This window comes from Enterobacter sp. Taxon_8 (assembly GCF_058354585.1).
The window spans coordinates 66407-81249 of the sequence record NZ_CM177989.1; the positions used below are offsets into that span (position 1 = coordinate 66407).

The following is a 14843-nucleotide window of genomic DNA, read 5'->3' on the forward strand; positions in this document are numbered from 1 at the left end:
GTGATGCTGTAGTTTGCTTATATGATGGTGGCGCGATAGACCTTGTGTCACGGCAGGGCGGTAGCGTCTGTGGCCCCAAAAACGCTTAACAGCGCAAAAATCCTGGGCATAAAATACAACAGGGATAAGAAGCTGTAACTAACTGAAAGAAAAGGGAAAAGTGGTTGCGGTGGCTGAGTTCGCACCGGAAAGAGTTGTTGTTGAGAATAACAACCTTGCCAGCGTTCTGGCAGCTGCAAATGCTGTAAAATCGGGAACGACAGAAAAATGGCAGGCAGAGCAGCAGGCCGCGATTAAAGAAGCCGGCAGCGGAGGCACACCGGTATCCTGCCAGATGGCGATGGCGGCTATGGGAACAGTGTTGTACGGAGGCATTCTTCCTGAAGCAATAGTGATTTCTGGTGTAATCAGCGCCGGAGCTGTGTGTGGTGTTGATTATGTGATGAATGGTTCCGTTGATCCTAAAAACGTTATTGCTGCCTACTGGAGCGGTGCTTTAACCCGTTATACTGGATTTGAATCAACAGTTCTTATCAATGCTGGTAGCAGCGCCATCGTAAGCTACCTGGATGGAAAAAATCCATTCCTTTACGGAACTATCGGTGGTTTGGGTGGAGCAATTGGTTATGGAGTAGGTAATAAATTAATAGAACCGATATTGGGTGAGGTTGTTAATCCCATGTGGAAATCTTTACAGTGGGAGGATATTGGATATGGTATATCTCAGCCTTATCGATTGAGTCCAGTGCCTGGGATTGTTGGAGCTGCAGGCGGCGGCGTTGCAGGTGAAGTATTTAATGTGGTGGTAGACCCATCTACTCCTGCTAATAACAAGAATGGAGCAGCAAAATGAACGAAAAAAGATGGCTAATATCTATTATTTTGATTTTGTTGACGCTGATCTTAACAATGGATATTATTGCTTTGCTAACTTATTTTTTTGCAAAGGCCTATCTCTATTTCATTCGTAATATCCCTGTTGAGATAAGTCTTTTTGAGTTAGTGAGGATTATTAAGGGCGCATCGTTGGGTGGGGTTATTGTTGGTGTAGGTTGCTGGTATATTTCTTTTAAAAAATATTAGTTGTTGCTGAGAGTAAGTTTTTAAGCTGAAATGAGAAAAAACTTTCGATAAAGAAATGGCAGTCTGTCTTGAATCTGGCGAGGGATAGTCGCGGTATCCAGTGCTTATAATCGGCTAAAATTACATATTAATGTTAGCGCGAATCTTCTGAAGAACTCTGTCCGAGAAATATAATTGGAATATTTTCGGTGGGCTCAGCGCGGCGAGTCGATTATGATCCTGTAAAAGGTATCCATATGAATAATAGAGATTATACAAAGGGGCAGGAAATGGTGTTAAGCAAGTAATACTATTTGAGGTAATGGAAAAACCATTAAGGCTTAAATAAATGAACAGGTAGATCTCATGAGTTTATTCGAAGAGTGTAAACAGGCTCTTAGTGCTGATTTCACTATCATTGATAAAGAAGAAGAGCGAGTAACTACTATTCTGGAAGGGTATCCCTTTGTTAGCGGAAACATATCTTGGTCTGAAATAAGCTTTAGAGACTTTGAAACAAGTGATGAGTTACTCTGTCAATCCTGGCTAAAAAATGAAAATGTTTATGTCATTGCAGATGATGCAAATATACCTATATTCAGAACAAATTTGAGATTAGTGCTTGAAAATATTTATGATGTCGCGGCATTGTCACCAAAAATATTCATTTTTAATGAAAGTATGATTTTGCAACCACTATTTCCAACCGATGCACTTCGGCTCGGGACTAGATAGCGGTGTGGTACCGTAAACCAATTACCAGTAATAGCAGGTGTTACAGTAGGTGGCTATCTATCTGAGAGAGCAGGAAAAGCAGGCGAAGATTTTGCCAGGGGAAAACTGAAATGAAAAAAATACTTTTTTCCTTTCTTCTTTTTTTACTTATCGGCTTCTGAGCAAAAACAATCGCTTAATTGATTTTGGTTAGTATAAAATATCGCACTAAGCAGGATTGAAGAAAGTTTTTACAGTATTTGCTGAGTCATTTCTCTCTAAACCTAACGGCTCTAACAGTCCCGACCTCATATCCAGGCCCTTCAAAAAGGACTAATTAAATGATTTATCTGCTATTAGGAGTTGCACTTTTCGCATTTTTCATCGGAACTGTCGTGTTTGTCCGTTTTAGTAAAATGACGGGAAGAAGCGTTCAGTCACCTCTTACCACGATGTTTTTCTTTGATGCGCTTTTTTTTGGTCTGGGTAGTAAGCGAGACATGAACATCGCAGCATCTTCATTTATCGTCTTTCTAGTCAGTATCTGGGGATTAACCTATTTAAAATTAAGCACCCATTTTTGGGGAAGTCGCGAAAGTTATATTGGTTTTGCGATCGCCGGAATTTTATTTCTGATTATGCATTGCCGCTATTGTGCAAAAAATGTCGTTATCAAAAATGATGGCCTGGCCCCCATGAGAGAGTTGATTAATATCCGGCGCTCCGGCCTTACCAGCCCCTTTATATGGTTAAGCAGGGCCGGGTATCTGGGGTTCTTTATTGGCATGCTTCACTGAAGCGAGATGCGAAAAAACAGCCTCCGTGCCCATTGAGACTACCCCAGCCTCTCCACCCGCGTCTCCCCCTCCGTCATCGACAGCTGATACAGCGAAAACGATCGCTGCTTCTCAATCAACGTCGCCAGCTCCGGCGAGTGGCTGGTGAGCCAGATCTGCGAGTAGCGGCTGGCCTCGGCGATTAAGCTCGCCAGGGCTGGCAGCATCTGCGGGTGCAGGCTATTTTCCGGTTCGTTCAACGCGATAAACGCCGGTGGGCGCGGGCTGAGCAGCGCCACAGCCAGGCACAGAAAGCGCAGGGTGCCGTCGGAGAACTCCGCTGGTTCCAGCGGTCTGCTCAGCCCCTCGCGCTGCATCATCATGCGAAAATGCCCGCCGGTGTTGTCGCTGTAAAACACGCAGCCGGGAAAGGCCTGGTCAAGAATGCGCATCAGCAGCAGCTCGTCGCCGATCTCCACGATGGTCTGAAACGCGGCCGCCAGGTTGGCACCGTCGCTGGCCAGCACCGGGGAGCGGAAACCGACCTGCGGGGCGCGCATCGCCGAGCCTATTGATACAGAAAACTCATGATAAAAGCGCCAGTTACGCAGGGACTCGCGCATCTGCGACACTTCCGGGTAAAGATGCGGCTCGCCGAGCTGTCCGAATACCGATTCGTTCTCGTACAGCGTTCCGCTGTGGGTGACTTTCTCGTGATGCACGTTATTCAGAAACACCGCCTGGTTCTTACGCTTCATCAACTGTGACGAAGGACGACGGTGCTGGCCGCTCAGCCAGATGGACTCCTCTTTGATAACCGGGTCGAGCTGAAACTGCGAGGGATAGGGCAGCTTCTCCACAAACCCGACCTGCAGCTCGTATTCGTAGGACTCTGTTTCCACGGCCAGATTCATCCGGCGCAGCTGATCGCTGCGGGTTTTGCCTGCCCAGAATACCTTCAGAATGCCGCCCTCATTCGCAAGCGCCTGGGAAAATTGCCCCTGAGCGGCGCTGTGCATCAGATGTATCGCCTTGTAAATATTGGATTTCCCGGTGCCGTTCGGCCCGAAGACGATATTGAGCTGCTCCAGCTCCAGCGACATCTCGCGGATGGAGCGGTAGTTTTGAATGTGCAGGGTGTGGATCACAGGCAGGCCCCTTTCGCAGAATAAGCCTGTATATAATCACAGTCTTTGAGATGAAATGCAAAAAAGAGACGACAGTGAGGATGTCGTCTAAACGGGGTACTGCTTTGGGCCTCTATGGGTCAATGGGGCCTTCGCATTTTTTTCATCACTTGACTGCCAGACGCAGACCCAAATCATCAGGATAGGGATCAAAGTAGTTTTGCGTCATCAGATACCGGTCGGGGTATTCGGCCAGGTAGTGCTTCAGCAGCGTGATCGGGGCGAGGATTGGCAACTGTCCGTTGCGATAGTGCAGGATCACGTCGCGCAGCTCGCCGCGCTGGCGGGTGTTCAGCTGGTTACGAAAATAGCCCTGAATATGCATCAGCACGTTGGTGTGATTCTTACGCGAAGCGGGTTTTTTCAGGATGGTCATCAGCTTTTCCCGGTACGCCACAAAGAAGGCGTCCAGGTCTTCCCACTCGTGCAGCGAGGCAACGAACGGGCCGATTTCTCTGTAACCCGCCTGATGGTGCGCCAGCAGCTGGAGCTTATAGCGGCTGTGGAAATCCAGCAGCGCGCGGCGCGTGAGGCCATTTTTACGCAGCGTGTTCAGTTCGTGCAGGGCAAAAACACGTTCGACGAAATTTTCCCGCAGCACCGGGTCGTGCAGGCGTCCGTCCTCTTCCACGGGCAGCCACGGCCAGGTTTCAAGGAGGGCGGCGGTGAACAGCCCGACCCCCTCCTTGCGGCCCCGGTTGCCGTTTTCATCGTACAGCCGCACGCGTTCCAGGCCGCAGCTTGGGGATTTTGCACAGACGATAAATCCCGACAGATCGCCGATTTTTGGCAGATAGTCCGCCGTAAAGTCGGCCATTTTCTGCGTGAGGTCATCATGAGGCGGCTTGCTAAAACGGAGCTGCGTTTCGCCGCTTTCCGTCAGCGTCAGGCGTATGGCCGGGCGAGGCGTCGGCAGGCCGATGGCCATCTCCGGGCAGACGGGCCTGAAATTTACCCACTGGGCCAGCTCATCCATGACGAAGCCCATACGCTTGTGTCCGCCGTCAAAGCGGACGGCGGATCCGGTCAAACATCCGCTAATACCCAGCACTGGTTTCGTCGTCATGGTGTAGTCCTCCCGTTCATATAATTAAAACTTACACAACATGACTAATTTGTCCAAGTATTCGCGGAACTATTTTTTTTATTCCTTTAGAATCAATGCGCCTTAGCTGCCTTTATAGGTCGAATAACCGTACTGGCTCAGCAGAAGCGGGATGTGCAGCTTCTCGTTGGTGCGGGTCACGGTAAACAGCACCGGGATCTCCGGGAAGAAGGAGTCCAGTTTTTTGCCGTGGAAGTACTCTGCGGTTTTGAAGGTCACTTTATACACGCCAGGCTGCATGTCCTGGTCCTGCGGATAGAGTGATTTGATGCGGCCGTCGTGGTCGGTTTTGCCGCTGGCGATCGGGGTCCATTTGTCCTGCTGCTGCTTTTCCAGCGTGACGGTGACGCCCGGTGGAGGCGTGCCGGTTTGCTGGTCGAGGATGTGTACGCTCAGGGTGCCGGCCGGGGCGGCGCTAAAGGCGGCAGGGGTAAAGGCCATCGCGGCCAGCATCAGCAGAGGGGCAGTTTTTTTCATGGTATTTTCCTGTGGAGTTATACGTCACAGGAAAACGTTAGCATCTGCGGCGCGGGAAAATATTCAACTTTTCGTGAAGATTCCCGCAGGAGAAAATGATCAGAGGATAATTACTTCAAGCGATACCTGCTGCTGCCACTGCTCCACCTGCTTTTTCCGCGCGGCGGTGAGCTTGCCGCTGGTGACCAGAAGCCATTTACGCTCCGGGAAAATTTCCGGCGCCAGCGCGTCAGGCGGAACCGGCAGGATGTCGATGCGGTGGCCCTGGCCGGTGCGCGTTAGGGCTTCGAGCCAGATCTCGCACGGGTCGTTCAGGTGCCAGCCGCTGAGCAGAATATTATCGCCCGGCGCTTTTTTATCGCCTTCGAGGCAAAACGAGGTGTAGGCCATGATGATGCCGTCGAGGATCGCGCGCAGGGTCATGGCGGCGGCGACGTTGGCCGAGACCTGGCTGCGCAGCGGGCGCAGCACGTTCGCGACCAGCTCTGGCCTTGGGTACTCGCGTCCGGCGTCGTAAATCATCTGGCGCAGAGACTCAACTTTGCCGTCCTGCAGGCGTTGCAGCATGTTCTGCTGCAGGGTTTGCCAGTTGTTGGTCCGCCCGGGCGTCGGGCGTTCCAGCAGCGGTTTGACCTGGCCGATCGGGACGCCTTTTTTTACCCAGTCGAGGATTTTGAGCGCCTGCTGGACGTCCTCATCGCTGTACTGGCGGTGGCCGCCTTCCGTGCGCTGTGGCTTGAGTAAACCGTAGCGACGCTGCCACGCCCGCAGGGTGGTGGCGGTGATGCCGCTGAGTCTGGCGAATTCGCCGATGGAGTAAGCCATGTCCGTGTCCAGAGTGGAGGAATACTCTCAATATACTACGAATTTTCCCGAACGGGATGAAGCGCCGAAACGGTGCACTACACTTAACATCCAACCGTGCAAATGAAAGGAATTCTCATGAAGCTATGGCCTGTTGTGACCGGTGTTGCGATTGCTTTGACGCTGGTCGCCTGTAAATCCCCCACGCCACCGAAAGGCGTGCAGCCTATCACCAACTTCGAAGCCAGCCGCTATCTTGGCAAATGGTACGAAGTCGCCCGTCTGGAAAACCGCTTTGAGCGCGGGCTGGAGCAGGTAACCGCTACCTACGGCAAGCGCAGCGACGGCGGCATTAGCGTGCTCAACCGGGGCTACGATCCGGTGAAGAACAAGTGGAACGAGAGCGAAGGCAAAGCGTACTTCACCGGCGAGCCAACCACGGCCGCGCTGAAGGTGTCGTTCTTCGGCCCGTTCTACGGCGGCTACAACGTGATCAGGCTGGACGATAAGTACCAGTACGCGCTGGTCAGCGGCCCGAACCGCGATTACCTGTGGATCCTGTCGCGCACCCCGACCATCCCGGATGCGGTGAAGCAGGATTACCTGAACACCGCGCGCAGTCTGGGCTTCCGGGTTGACCAGCTGGTGTGGGTGAAGCAATAGCCCCTACTGGTAGGAAAACGTAATGCTGGCCAGCGCGTTGGCCGAGCCGGGGACCAGTTCGCCGGTTCGGATGTACTGCGCCTGGAACGGTAACGTGAGCGTCTGCGCCGCCGTGGTGCTCTGGATAAAGAACTGTCCGGTCGCACCCGCGGCCGAGCTGTCCGGCCCCATCGTCAGCGGCCCGCTGCCGTTGTAGAAAAACTGCACCCCAACGCCGGACGCCGTGGAGTCTCCGGTCAGCGTCACCACCGACGAGGTGTTCGACGGCGTGGTCTGATCGGTCATCACGGCGTGAACCGCCACGTTCGCGTCGCAGGTCAGGCCGACGGTAAACGTTCCCGATGGCGACGTGCTTCCCACCGTGGGCAGAGTGCGAATATCAATGGTGCCCAGCGCCACGCTGGCGTTTTTGCTACCGACCGTACACCCGCTGGCGGTCACCGTGATGGTGGTCGGGCTGATGATGACCTGCGCCGTTTTCGTTTCGTTGTTATAGGCGGTGAGCACCGCGGCGTTGATGGTCGGGATGTTATAGACGCCCGATTTCAGGGCGGCACCGGTTTTAATAAAGGTGACCTTTGCTGACCATCCCAGATCCTGGGCAAACCCACTGGTGCCCTCTGCCGGGTAGCTTTGCGTGATACCGGTTTGCAGGGGAATATATTTTGTACTCTTAAAATCCTTCAGCCCGATGATATACCCCACGCCCGGTACGCCGGTCTCAAAAATGGTGTAGTTTACGCCGTCGACGGTGACCGTCGCACCGCTTGAGATGGCGCTGCTGCTGGGCTGCAGCGTGCCTTTGCTGCAGGTAAAAATAAGCCCGCACCAGAACACCTGCTGCACGCTGGCGGTGGCGCTCCAGGTCGATCCGATAATGCTGCCCGGCACCACGGAATCCGCTGGCCCGCTGTAGGTCATCGGCTGAGGGGAGAGCGTAATGTCCGATTTCCAGTCCAGCGCCTGCACGCTGGCGCAGAAAAGTAATCCGCCGAGAAGAAACGCTAAACGCATCATAGATACTCCGTTGTCCAGGTGGCGAGGGCTGACACATCACCGGCGCTCACCGGCGTAGCGGTGGCAACCAGCTGCGCGTAGAAGGTCATCTGTACGCTGTCATCCCCCGCGGTTCCGTAGGCTGCGGTCTTTGTATTCAGGGGAATGAGTACGCTCTCTTTATCGAGGATCTGCACCGCCACGCCGGTAGCGCCACCGTCGGCAATTTTCAGCAGCTGCGGGTTGGCATCATCCGGCGTACCGCTGAAGCGAATTTTTACGCCAGCAAAGGTTGGCCCGCACGCTTCAAGCCTGAGCGTGAAGGGCGTTTTGATATTGCTCACGGCCCCGGCACGGCTGAACTGTTTAATACCAATGGTGCCCAGCGGCACGTTTTGCTCCCCGGAGTCCTGCGCTACCACGCAGGTGTTGCCGGTCAAATTGCCGGTGACGGAGACCAGCACGTCGTAGCCGCGAACGGGGAGCGTGAAAACCAGCAGCAGCGCAATGCAGCCGATCCTGAGCGTTACTGACATACCACCTCCTGAGAATAAAGACCGGTGCGGGCGCTATAGTGCTGCTTGTTTAAGGCGTAGGTAATGGCGCAGCGCTGGCGGCTGCCGCGGCCCCACACGGCGTTCAGCGTGCCCTTCTCGGGCAAACCGGAGAGATACAGGCTGCCGCCATCGCCGACGATGCCGCTGGTTTTGTCATCATCGAGCGAGACCAGCGTGCCGAAGGGGAGGACGTCGTTGCCTTGACGCACGATAAACATCGCTTTTGCCCCCTGGTGCGTGGTGAAGGTGGCGCGAACCAGGGCACCGTCGGTAGGCGTTTTGTTGGCGATGGCGTTTTCCAGCTCGACGTCGTTGCCGGCGGTCGTCACGTCCAGCGCGACCTGGTTAACGCGATACGGCGTGGCGTACGGGATCACCGCGTAGCCCCGGCCGTCCGTTTTGATGCCCTTATGGTTAAGCACGGCGACGCTGCTGGCTCCCGGCGCTTTCACCAGAATGTTGGTATTTCCGAGCGGCTGGCTCAGCGTCAGGCCATCTTCATGCACTACCGCGCCGCCGCTGATGCCGTAGCTGAGGTTGCGGGAGTCGCTGGCGTAGCTGTAGCCCAGGTTGTAGTCTCCCCACGCGCCTTCGTACTGCAGAGTGGCATCGCCGCCGTAGTGCTGTCGGGAGCTGTAGCGCTGGTTGACGCTATAGAACAGGTTTTCCTGGCCCGGCAGGTAGCCGCTCACGCCCGTGCTGGTGGTGGTGCCGGTGGAGTCCGCATGGGTCGTGGTAAAGCGCGCGCGGGTCGACAGCGTCGGGTTGCCCAGCGGGACCGAAATCGACATCGACAGGATGTTATCTTTCTTGTCGTCATACAGGCTCGAGCTTCGCTGGACGCTGACGCCAAGCGACACGTTGCGAAACGTGGCGTTCCACGCAAACTGCAGGCTTTGCGTGGTATTTGACGTGTTCCAGTAGGTCTGCTGATCCCACGACAGTGACAGTGAGCCGTATTGTCCCATCGGCTGCGACAGCAGCAGCTGGTTTTTTGCCTTGCGCGACATGCGCAGGTTGTACACGGTGTCGTATTGGGTGGTGACGGTGCCATCGTCTTCCACCGTCTGCTTTGGCGATCCGCCCGTCATCCCTTTGTACGTGGTGTCGCTGAGGGTATAAAACCCTTTCGTGGAGTAGCGCAGGGAGAAGAAGTTAACCCGCGTGCCAATGTCGTTCAGCAGCTTGCTGTAGCGCAGGCGCACCGAATCACCGGTATAGTGCCGATCGTCCGCCAGCTGGCTGCGGGCGTGGGTCAGGTCGATGGAGTAGGCGCCAAAGCGGCCGAGGTTTTGCCCAAACCCGAGGGCCAGGCCGTTATAGCGATCGGCAAACTGCGCCCCGCCGTAAAACGTCAGGCCGTATCGCCAGCCGTAGAACAGCTCGCCCTGCGCGAAAGAGGGCGCATCCTGATTGCCCGTCGGGCGGTACTTCCCGGCGCCCAGGGCATATTTCACCTGTCCGTTACGCACCAGGTTCGGCACGCTGGCAAAGGGGAGCGTGTATTGCGTTTTGCTGCCGTCGTTCTCCTGAATGGTGACCGCCAGATCGCCGCCCGAGGAGGTCGGATAGAGATCTTTCAGCACGAACGCCCCCGGCGGAACGGAGGTTTGATAGATGATGTTGCCGTTCTGGCGAACCGTGACCGTGGCGTTGCTGCGCGCAATGCCCCGGACTTCAGGAGCATAGCCGCTGAGGCTGGCGGGCAGCATGTTGTCATCGGTTTTCAGGGCGATACCGCGCAGGCCCACGGAGTCGAAAACCTGCGCCGAGGTGTACGTTTCCCCGGCGTACACCTGCGCGCGCAGGGCGTGAATATCGCGCTGCAGCCAGGTCTGCACGTGGGCAAGTTCATTGCTGTCTTTGGTCCACGTGGTGAAATCACGCAGCCGCCACGCGCCCAGGTTGACGCCGCTGTTGAGGCTTGCAAATAGCTGCTGTTCCCGCGTGCGCGTCTCGCCGCGATATTCATTATTCGAACCATTGACCACGTAATTCAGCCACGCGGCAGGAATGCCCGCCTCCCAGCTTTCCGGGCTGACATATCCGCGCGGCAAATTGCGCATCGCACTTTGCGGTACGGTGAAGCTCAGGGTGAGCGTCTTCTGGTCCAGATCAAACTGCGTATCCGCAAACGCCTTCGTTAAGACGATGCAGCGTTGCGCCAGCGGCAGCACTCCGCCCTTCGCCTGATGGCTATCGATGCCCAGCGCGTCGAATTGCTCGGGCGTGAGGCAGGGCAGTGCTTCACCCGTACTGTCTTCAGCAAGGCGGAACGTGACGTTACCTGTGAACGCGTAGTTGGTATTGATATACACGTTGAGGTTGTAATCACCCGGCGGCAACGCGCTCCCGGCGTTGACCCAGGCGAGATCGGCGCTGTTCGCGCTCTCGCCGTTGAGGAATGCGGGGTTAAATTGCAGCTCGCTTTCAGCAGCCACGGCTTGCCGAATCACCAGGGAGATCACCGTGGCGCACAGGATTTTTATTTTCACGTGGTCACGCCTTACTTTTTTTATTGGGATAACGACGCGCGCGTGGCGGGAGTCCATGCCCCGTAATCGTTAATGGTCTGATAGCTCATGCTGCCCGCATGGCTGAAGGTTTCGGCCAGCGTCACGCTGCCTTTCGGGGGCACCATCACCGGCTGCACCGGCATGCCGTCAATTTTCACGTTGATGGTGGTGAGGTAGTACGGCGTGGGGTTGCTGAGCGTAACCTTTCCGGCACGGTAGACACCGGCCAGTTTTTTCCATGCCTCTGCCGGGCTCTCACTGAGTCCTTCTGGGCGATAAAAGACCTTGATGCGGTTAGCCGACGCAAACTGCAGCGTGTTCCCGGAGCCGCTTTTAGCCTGCTGGGGGATGGCTTTGACGGTCATCCAGTAGAGCGTCTCCCGATCCTCTGGCAGGGCTTTGCCGTTAAACATGATTTTTACCGCGCTTTCGCTGGCCGGTTTCATGACGTACAGCGGTGGCGTGATCACGAAGTCGTTGGTGCGTTCGCCTTTCTCATTCTCCATCCAGGACTTGATGAGGAACGTGGCCTCGGGATGGGTGTTTCTCACCTGCATCATGGCCTGGCTGGTGGCGCTGGAGTAGACCATTCGCGTTGCGCCCAATCCCACGCCACCGGCATAGACGGCGGATGAACATAACGCGCCCGCCAGGCAAATCCATGTATTTACGCGCATAGTGTTTCTCCTGAAAGCTAAGACAGGCCCGGCTCGCAGACCGGGCCTGAAGATTACGAATAGGTCACGGTGTAAGTCGCGACGGCGCTGGCATCGCCCGCGGTGGCGCCGCCCTTCGGCGAGTAATATTTCGCGCTGAAGTTCAGTGTGTTGGCACCCTTACGCAGAGGGATGGCCGATGCCGGTTCACCCAGCTTCACCACGTTGCCTTGCTCGTCATAAAGGCGAATAGCCACGTTTTGCGCAGAGTTGGCGCTGCCGTTTGCACCGACGGACAAGCTATTGACATCGGAACCGTCCGGCGTACCGGTGAAGGTGACGGCCACTGTGGTCGCAGCAATCGGGTTCTCTGCCGTTGAGGCTGAGGTATCGGCGATTTCACAATCTTCCAGGGTGATGGCAAACGCTTTTGCCGTGCTGGCTTCACTGCCTGCCGTCTTCAGCGTTGCGGTCCGCACTTCACCCATATCCACGTCAATGTTGGCGCTTCCTGCGCTGATGGCGCAGGCGGAGGTCACCACTTTGCCGCTAAAGTTCACCGTGCCGCCGCTGGTGCCGGCAGCCAGCACCGAGCCCACTGGCAGTACTGCCGCAATAGCGATCGCAAGCAGCGTTTTATTATTGAATTGAGCTTTCATTGTCCTGATTCCATTATGGTGTTATGTCGAGATTTGCTCTGAAAGCAGCAGGTCTAACTGGTTAAAAAGACCAGCAAATCTGTCTTGTTCCTGAGCCCTAGTTTTCTTATCGCTGAGCTTTTTAACGCGCTGACACGACGGTAAGAAAGCTGCTCTGTTTCGGCGATGTAACGCATATCCAGACCCTTTCGTAGTTCCTTCAATACCCTCCATTCACCCGGCGTCAGCGATAACGCCGTGGGTTTTTTTATTGGGCGATAACGGCTATCGACCATTTTTAATACGCTGGCTCGCCAGTGATAAAGCGGGTCCTGTAGCGAGATATAGGCGTCTATTTCACCGCGTATCCACAGCCAGGAATTTGCCGGTGCGGAATACATGCAAATAAGTACGTCGGGATAGAGGACTTTCATCTTCCTGATATATTTCAGGCAATCATATCCCGCGTGATATTTCTCCGTACCGGATAAAAAAATTAAGTCTACCGGTGCGGCCGCGAGTATTGTTTCGATCTCCGCATAATTATCGAACGATGCTGTTATCTGCATGGTCGGGGTGATATTTTTTAATAACGCGGCGATCCCCTGACGCGCAAAGTGATCTCCACCCAATAGCGCGATATTTAAATGACGTGTGTTGTTGAGCTTATTCGCCATGTCATTCCCTCGATTTATAATTGTAATGAGACTCTTCTGTCGGGCAGAACGATGCCTGTATTTTCGAAGCAATTAAGCATTGCACGGTGTGAGCCCACTATACTCAGGGCGTTAAATAGGTAACCTGAATTAATCTTAATTTGTTTTAAGTACAGTTTAGGTGTAGCGTCAATTTCTCCTCGCTAAACCGGCTTTTGCTTATCTGCCTGTAAATAATCATACCGGTAGTTTTTATTGAAAAGTTGGCTTTAATAAATGTTTTGTAAGGAAATAGTCTGCGGACGTCATGTGATGCGGGTAGTTACTGACTGTGGCTAACAGTTTCGCGCCGAAATTGTTAATTAAGACGACAGCTTTCGAATTAGTTGTAATTTCGAAACCCGCTGGCAGAGCGCGTCCTCTCTGCTTTTTATCAAAAAAACAAATTAAGCGCGCTGAATAATTCAGACAACGATGGCTAAAGCGTTCAACGGGCGCCTTTGTCGAGTTTTGTCAGTGTCAAGTCGGCTTTAAATGGCGGTTAAGAAAACTTCAGACCAGTCAGATAAAGAGAAAGGAAAAATAAGATTTTTCGCCAGGCGCCAGGATATACAGTTGCGCAATTATCCGTCACATTAATCCTTACACAGGCGAGGGATACGCAGGTTAACCGTGAAGGGAGTCTACTGGAGCAACAGGCGTTGACCGGAGGTATTTAGCCCATTCTATGCATAAGCATTACATTATTAATGGCCTGGTAGAGTTTCACCCAGCCGCCAGCACATTACGCGATCTCAACAATCCTGACCGGGTGGTGGTATTAAATTCCCCGGCGGGCCGCTGTTTGTTGTTATTAATAGAAAGAGTCGGAAGTATTGTGACTCAACAGGAGTGCATGGATATTGTCTGGCAGCGCCGCGGGATGCTGGTTTCGCCTAATACCTATTACCAGAACATTTCTATTCTGCGCAAAGGTCTGAAGAAGGTGGGTTTCGAAACCGATCCAATTGTCACTATCCCGCGCATTGGACTCACGCTCGCAAGCGATACGCAAATCACCATTAAAGAGACGCAGCCGCAGGCTGAAGAGGAAGAACGTGCTGCTCCGGATGTCTGCGAAGAGGCTGTCGCCCCGACGGTCTCGAGACGCCGCTTCTGGCTGCCGGGCGCGCTGGTGCTATTGCTGATGCTGGCTGGCGTGAGCGTTATCAGCCATAACCTGCTGCATGACAGCTATTTCGTAGACGGGTACCGCTTTGCGATGAAGATGGGCGAGTGTCAGCTCTATTTTTCTCGCGATATTGAAACGCAACGCGATAGGGATAAAGCCCTGGCCTATGCCACCCCGTTTAAAGACCAGTGCGCGAACTATCCTTGGGTGTACGTCAGCGGATACATCCTGCTGCCTCGCGCGTCGGTCATTCGCTGTGACAGACCGATGACGGAACCCAACCGCTGTATGTCCGATTATTTTATAGAGGATCGCTAGTATGGTTCGCTACCGTCAAACGCTAGTTGCGCTCTGCCTGTGCCTGTTGATGGGGGCTGTCGTGGCGGCGTATTACCTCTGGCATCGCCATTACATCCAGCCCTTTTCCTGCCAGGCGAACTTTATTCAGCATCACCGTGATGAAACGCTCTCTCTGTGGCTGAATTACACCGTGGAAGGCAACAGTGGAATACTCAGTATGAATGGCCGGTTGAAAAGCGATCCCACGAAGACCCTGAATCGCAAAGTTTTCTTTCAGATTGAGCGCAAAGACAGCGTCTATAATCTGACGTCTATACGCAATATGAAATTTCCGGACGACAACATCGCCGACAGCTGGCTGGAGAAGTACGAACCCTTATTTTTTATCTATCCGAATAAGAATATTTATATGCGAATTAAGAAACAGCAGAATGAGAATTATTTATTTATTCTGGGAACGCTGCCGACCTATGTGTGCCACACGTCAAAAAACGGATAGCGACAGGGAAAAATATTTTTAAGTTTTTGCGACCATCATTTATGCTTGATTTAACAGCCAGGACCT

At 53.9% G+C, this 14843-nt stretch carries 17 protein-coding genes; 7 read left to right on the plus strand and 10 right to left on the minus strand.

Going from position 1 to position 14843, the window contains the following annotated elements; translation table 11 throughout:
• Nucleotides 1-169 precede the first annotated feature (169 nt).
• The 4 genes from AC4IBF_RS00275 (at nt 170) to AC4IBF_RS00290 (ending at nt 2573) form a co-directional block, all read left to right on the plus strand.
• Complete coding sequence (locus tag AC4IBF_RS00275) at nt 170-853, plus strand: hypothetical protein (RefSeq protein ID WP_074168312.1); 684 nt, start codon at nt 170-172, stop codon at nt 851-853.
• The gene (locus AC4IBF_RS00280; protein WP_133293482.1) at nt 850-1083 is read left to right on the plus strand and encodes a hypothetical protein; all 234 of its coding nucleotides are present in this window, start codon (nt 850-852) and stop codon (nt 1081-1083) included. The genes AC4IBF_RS00275 and AC4IBF_RS00280 overlap by 4 nt, the downstream gene beginning before the upstream one ends.
• 345 nt (nt 1084-1428) lie before the next feature.
• Entirely contained in the window at nt 1429-1797 is a 369-nt protein-coding gene (locus AC4IBF_RS00285; protein ID WP_045907936.1) for a CDI toxin immunity protein, read from the plus strand.
• Between the two features lie 320 nt (nt 1798-2117).
• Entirely contained in the window at nt 2118-2573 is a 456-nt protein-coding gene (locus tag AC4IBF_RS00290) for a hypothetical protein (RefSeq protein WP_023326413.1), read from the plus strand.
• A gap of 38 nt (nt 2574-2611) precedes the next feature.
• Here AC4IBF_RS00290 and AC4IBF_RS00295 read toward each other — a convergent pair whose 3' ends face one another.
• From AC4IBF_RS00295 to AC4IBF_RS00310, 4 genes are all read right to left on the minus strand, one after another.
• A complete protein-coding gene (locus AC4IBF_RS00295; RefSeq protein WP_133293483.1) occupies nt 2612-3700 on the minus strand; it encodes an AAA family ATPase in 1089 nt (362 codons plus the stop codon).
• 145 nt (nt 3701-3845) lie between these two features.
• Nucleotides 3846-4805, minus strand: a complete 960-nt coding sequence (locus tag AC4IBF_RS00300) for a YbgA family protein (RefSeq protein ID WP_111964276.1) — start codon at nt 4803-4805, stop codon at nt 3846-3848.
• A 102-nt stretch (nt 4806-4907) separates the two neighbouring features.
• Nucleotides 4908-5321 (minus strand): hydroxyisourate hydrolase, encoded by a 414-nt coding sequence (uraH, locus tag AC4IBF_RS00305; protein ID WP_133293484.1) that lies wholly within the window; start codon nt 5319-5321, stop codon nt 4908-4910.
• A 99-nt stretch (nt 5322-5420) separates the two neighbouring features.
• The gene (locus tag AC4IBF_RS00310) at nt 5421-6146 is read right to left on the minus strand and encodes a MerR family transcriptional regulator (RefSeq protein ID WP_111964278.1); all 726 of its coding nucleotides are present in this window, start codon (nt 6144-6146) and stop codon (nt 5421-5423) included.
• Between the two features lie 117 nt (nt 6147-6263).
• Between AC4IBF_RS00310 and AC4IBF_RS00315 the strand changes: the two genes are divergently transcribed.
• Complete coding sequence (locus tag AC4IBF_RS00315) at nt 6264-6788, plus strand: lipocalin family protein (RefSeq protein ID WP_008500115.1); 525 nt, start codon at nt 6264-6266, stop codon at nt 6786-6788.
• A 3-nt stretch (nt 6789-6791) separates the two neighbouring features.
• Here AC4IBF_RS00315 and AC4IBF_RS00320 read toward each other — a convergent pair whose 3' ends face one another.
• From AC4IBF_RS00320 to AC4IBF_RS00345, 6 genes are read right to left on the minus strand one after another with little or no spacing between them, the layout of a single operon-like run.
• Nucleotides 6792-7802, minus strand: coding sequence for a fimbrial protein (locus tag AC4IBF_RS00320; RefSeq protein ID WP_126330545.1), 1011 nt, complete (start codon nt 7800-7802; stop codon nt 6792-6794).
• Nucleotides 7802-8320: a fimbrial protein gene (locus AC4IBF_RS00325; RefSeq protein WP_133293486.1), complete on the minus strand. Its 519-nt coding sequence runs from the start codon at nt 8318-8320 to the stop codon at nt 7802-7804. The genes AC4IBF_RS00320 and AC4IBF_RS00325 overlap by 1 nt, the downstream gene beginning before the upstream one ends.
• On the minus strand, nt 8311-10836 hold the full coding sequence (locus AC4IBF_RS00330) for a fimbria/pilus outer membrane usher protein (protein ID WP_133293487.1): 2526 nt from the start codon (nt 10834-10836) through the stop codon (nt 8311-8313). The genes AC4IBF_RS00325 and AC4IBF_RS00330 overlap by 10 nt, the downstream gene beginning before the upstream one ends.
• A gap of 20 nt (nt 10837-10856) precedes the next feature.
• Complete coding sequence (locus AC4IBF_RS00335) at nt 10857-11534, minus strand: fimbrial biogenesis chaperone (protein ID WP_491463100.1); 678 nt, start codon at nt 11532-11534, stop codon at nt 10857-10859.
• A 53-nt stretch (nt 11535-11587) separates the two neighbouring features.
• Entirely contained in the window at nt 11588-12172 is a 585-nt protein-coding gene (locus AC4IBF_RS00340; RefSeq protein ID WP_115876728.1) for a fimbrial protein, read from the minus strand.
• Nucleotides 12173-12225: 53 nt separating this feature from the next.
• A complete protein-coding gene (locus AC4IBF_RS00345) occupies nt 12226-12828 on the minus strand; it encodes a helix-turn-helix transcriptional regulator (protein WP_143344467.1) in 603 nt (200 codons plus the stop codon).
• Nucleotides 12829-13534: 706 nt separating this feature from the next.
• Between AC4IBF_RS00345 and AC4IBF_RS00350 the strand changes: the two genes are divergently transcribed.
• Nucleotides 13535-14296 carry a winged helix-turn-helix domain-containing protein gene (locus AC4IBF_RS00350; RefSeq protein WP_252093526.1) on the plus strand — a complete coding sequence of 254 codons (762 nt, stop codon included), beginning with the start codon at nt 13535-13537 and terminating at the stop codon, nt 14294-14296.
• Between the two features lies 1 nt (nt 14297).
• Entirely contained in the window at nt 14298-14777 is a 480-nt protein-coding gene (locus AC4IBF_RS00355; protein ID WP_136195878.1) for a YqeJ family protein, read from the plus strand.
• Nucleotides 14778-14843: the final 66 nt, after the last annotated feature.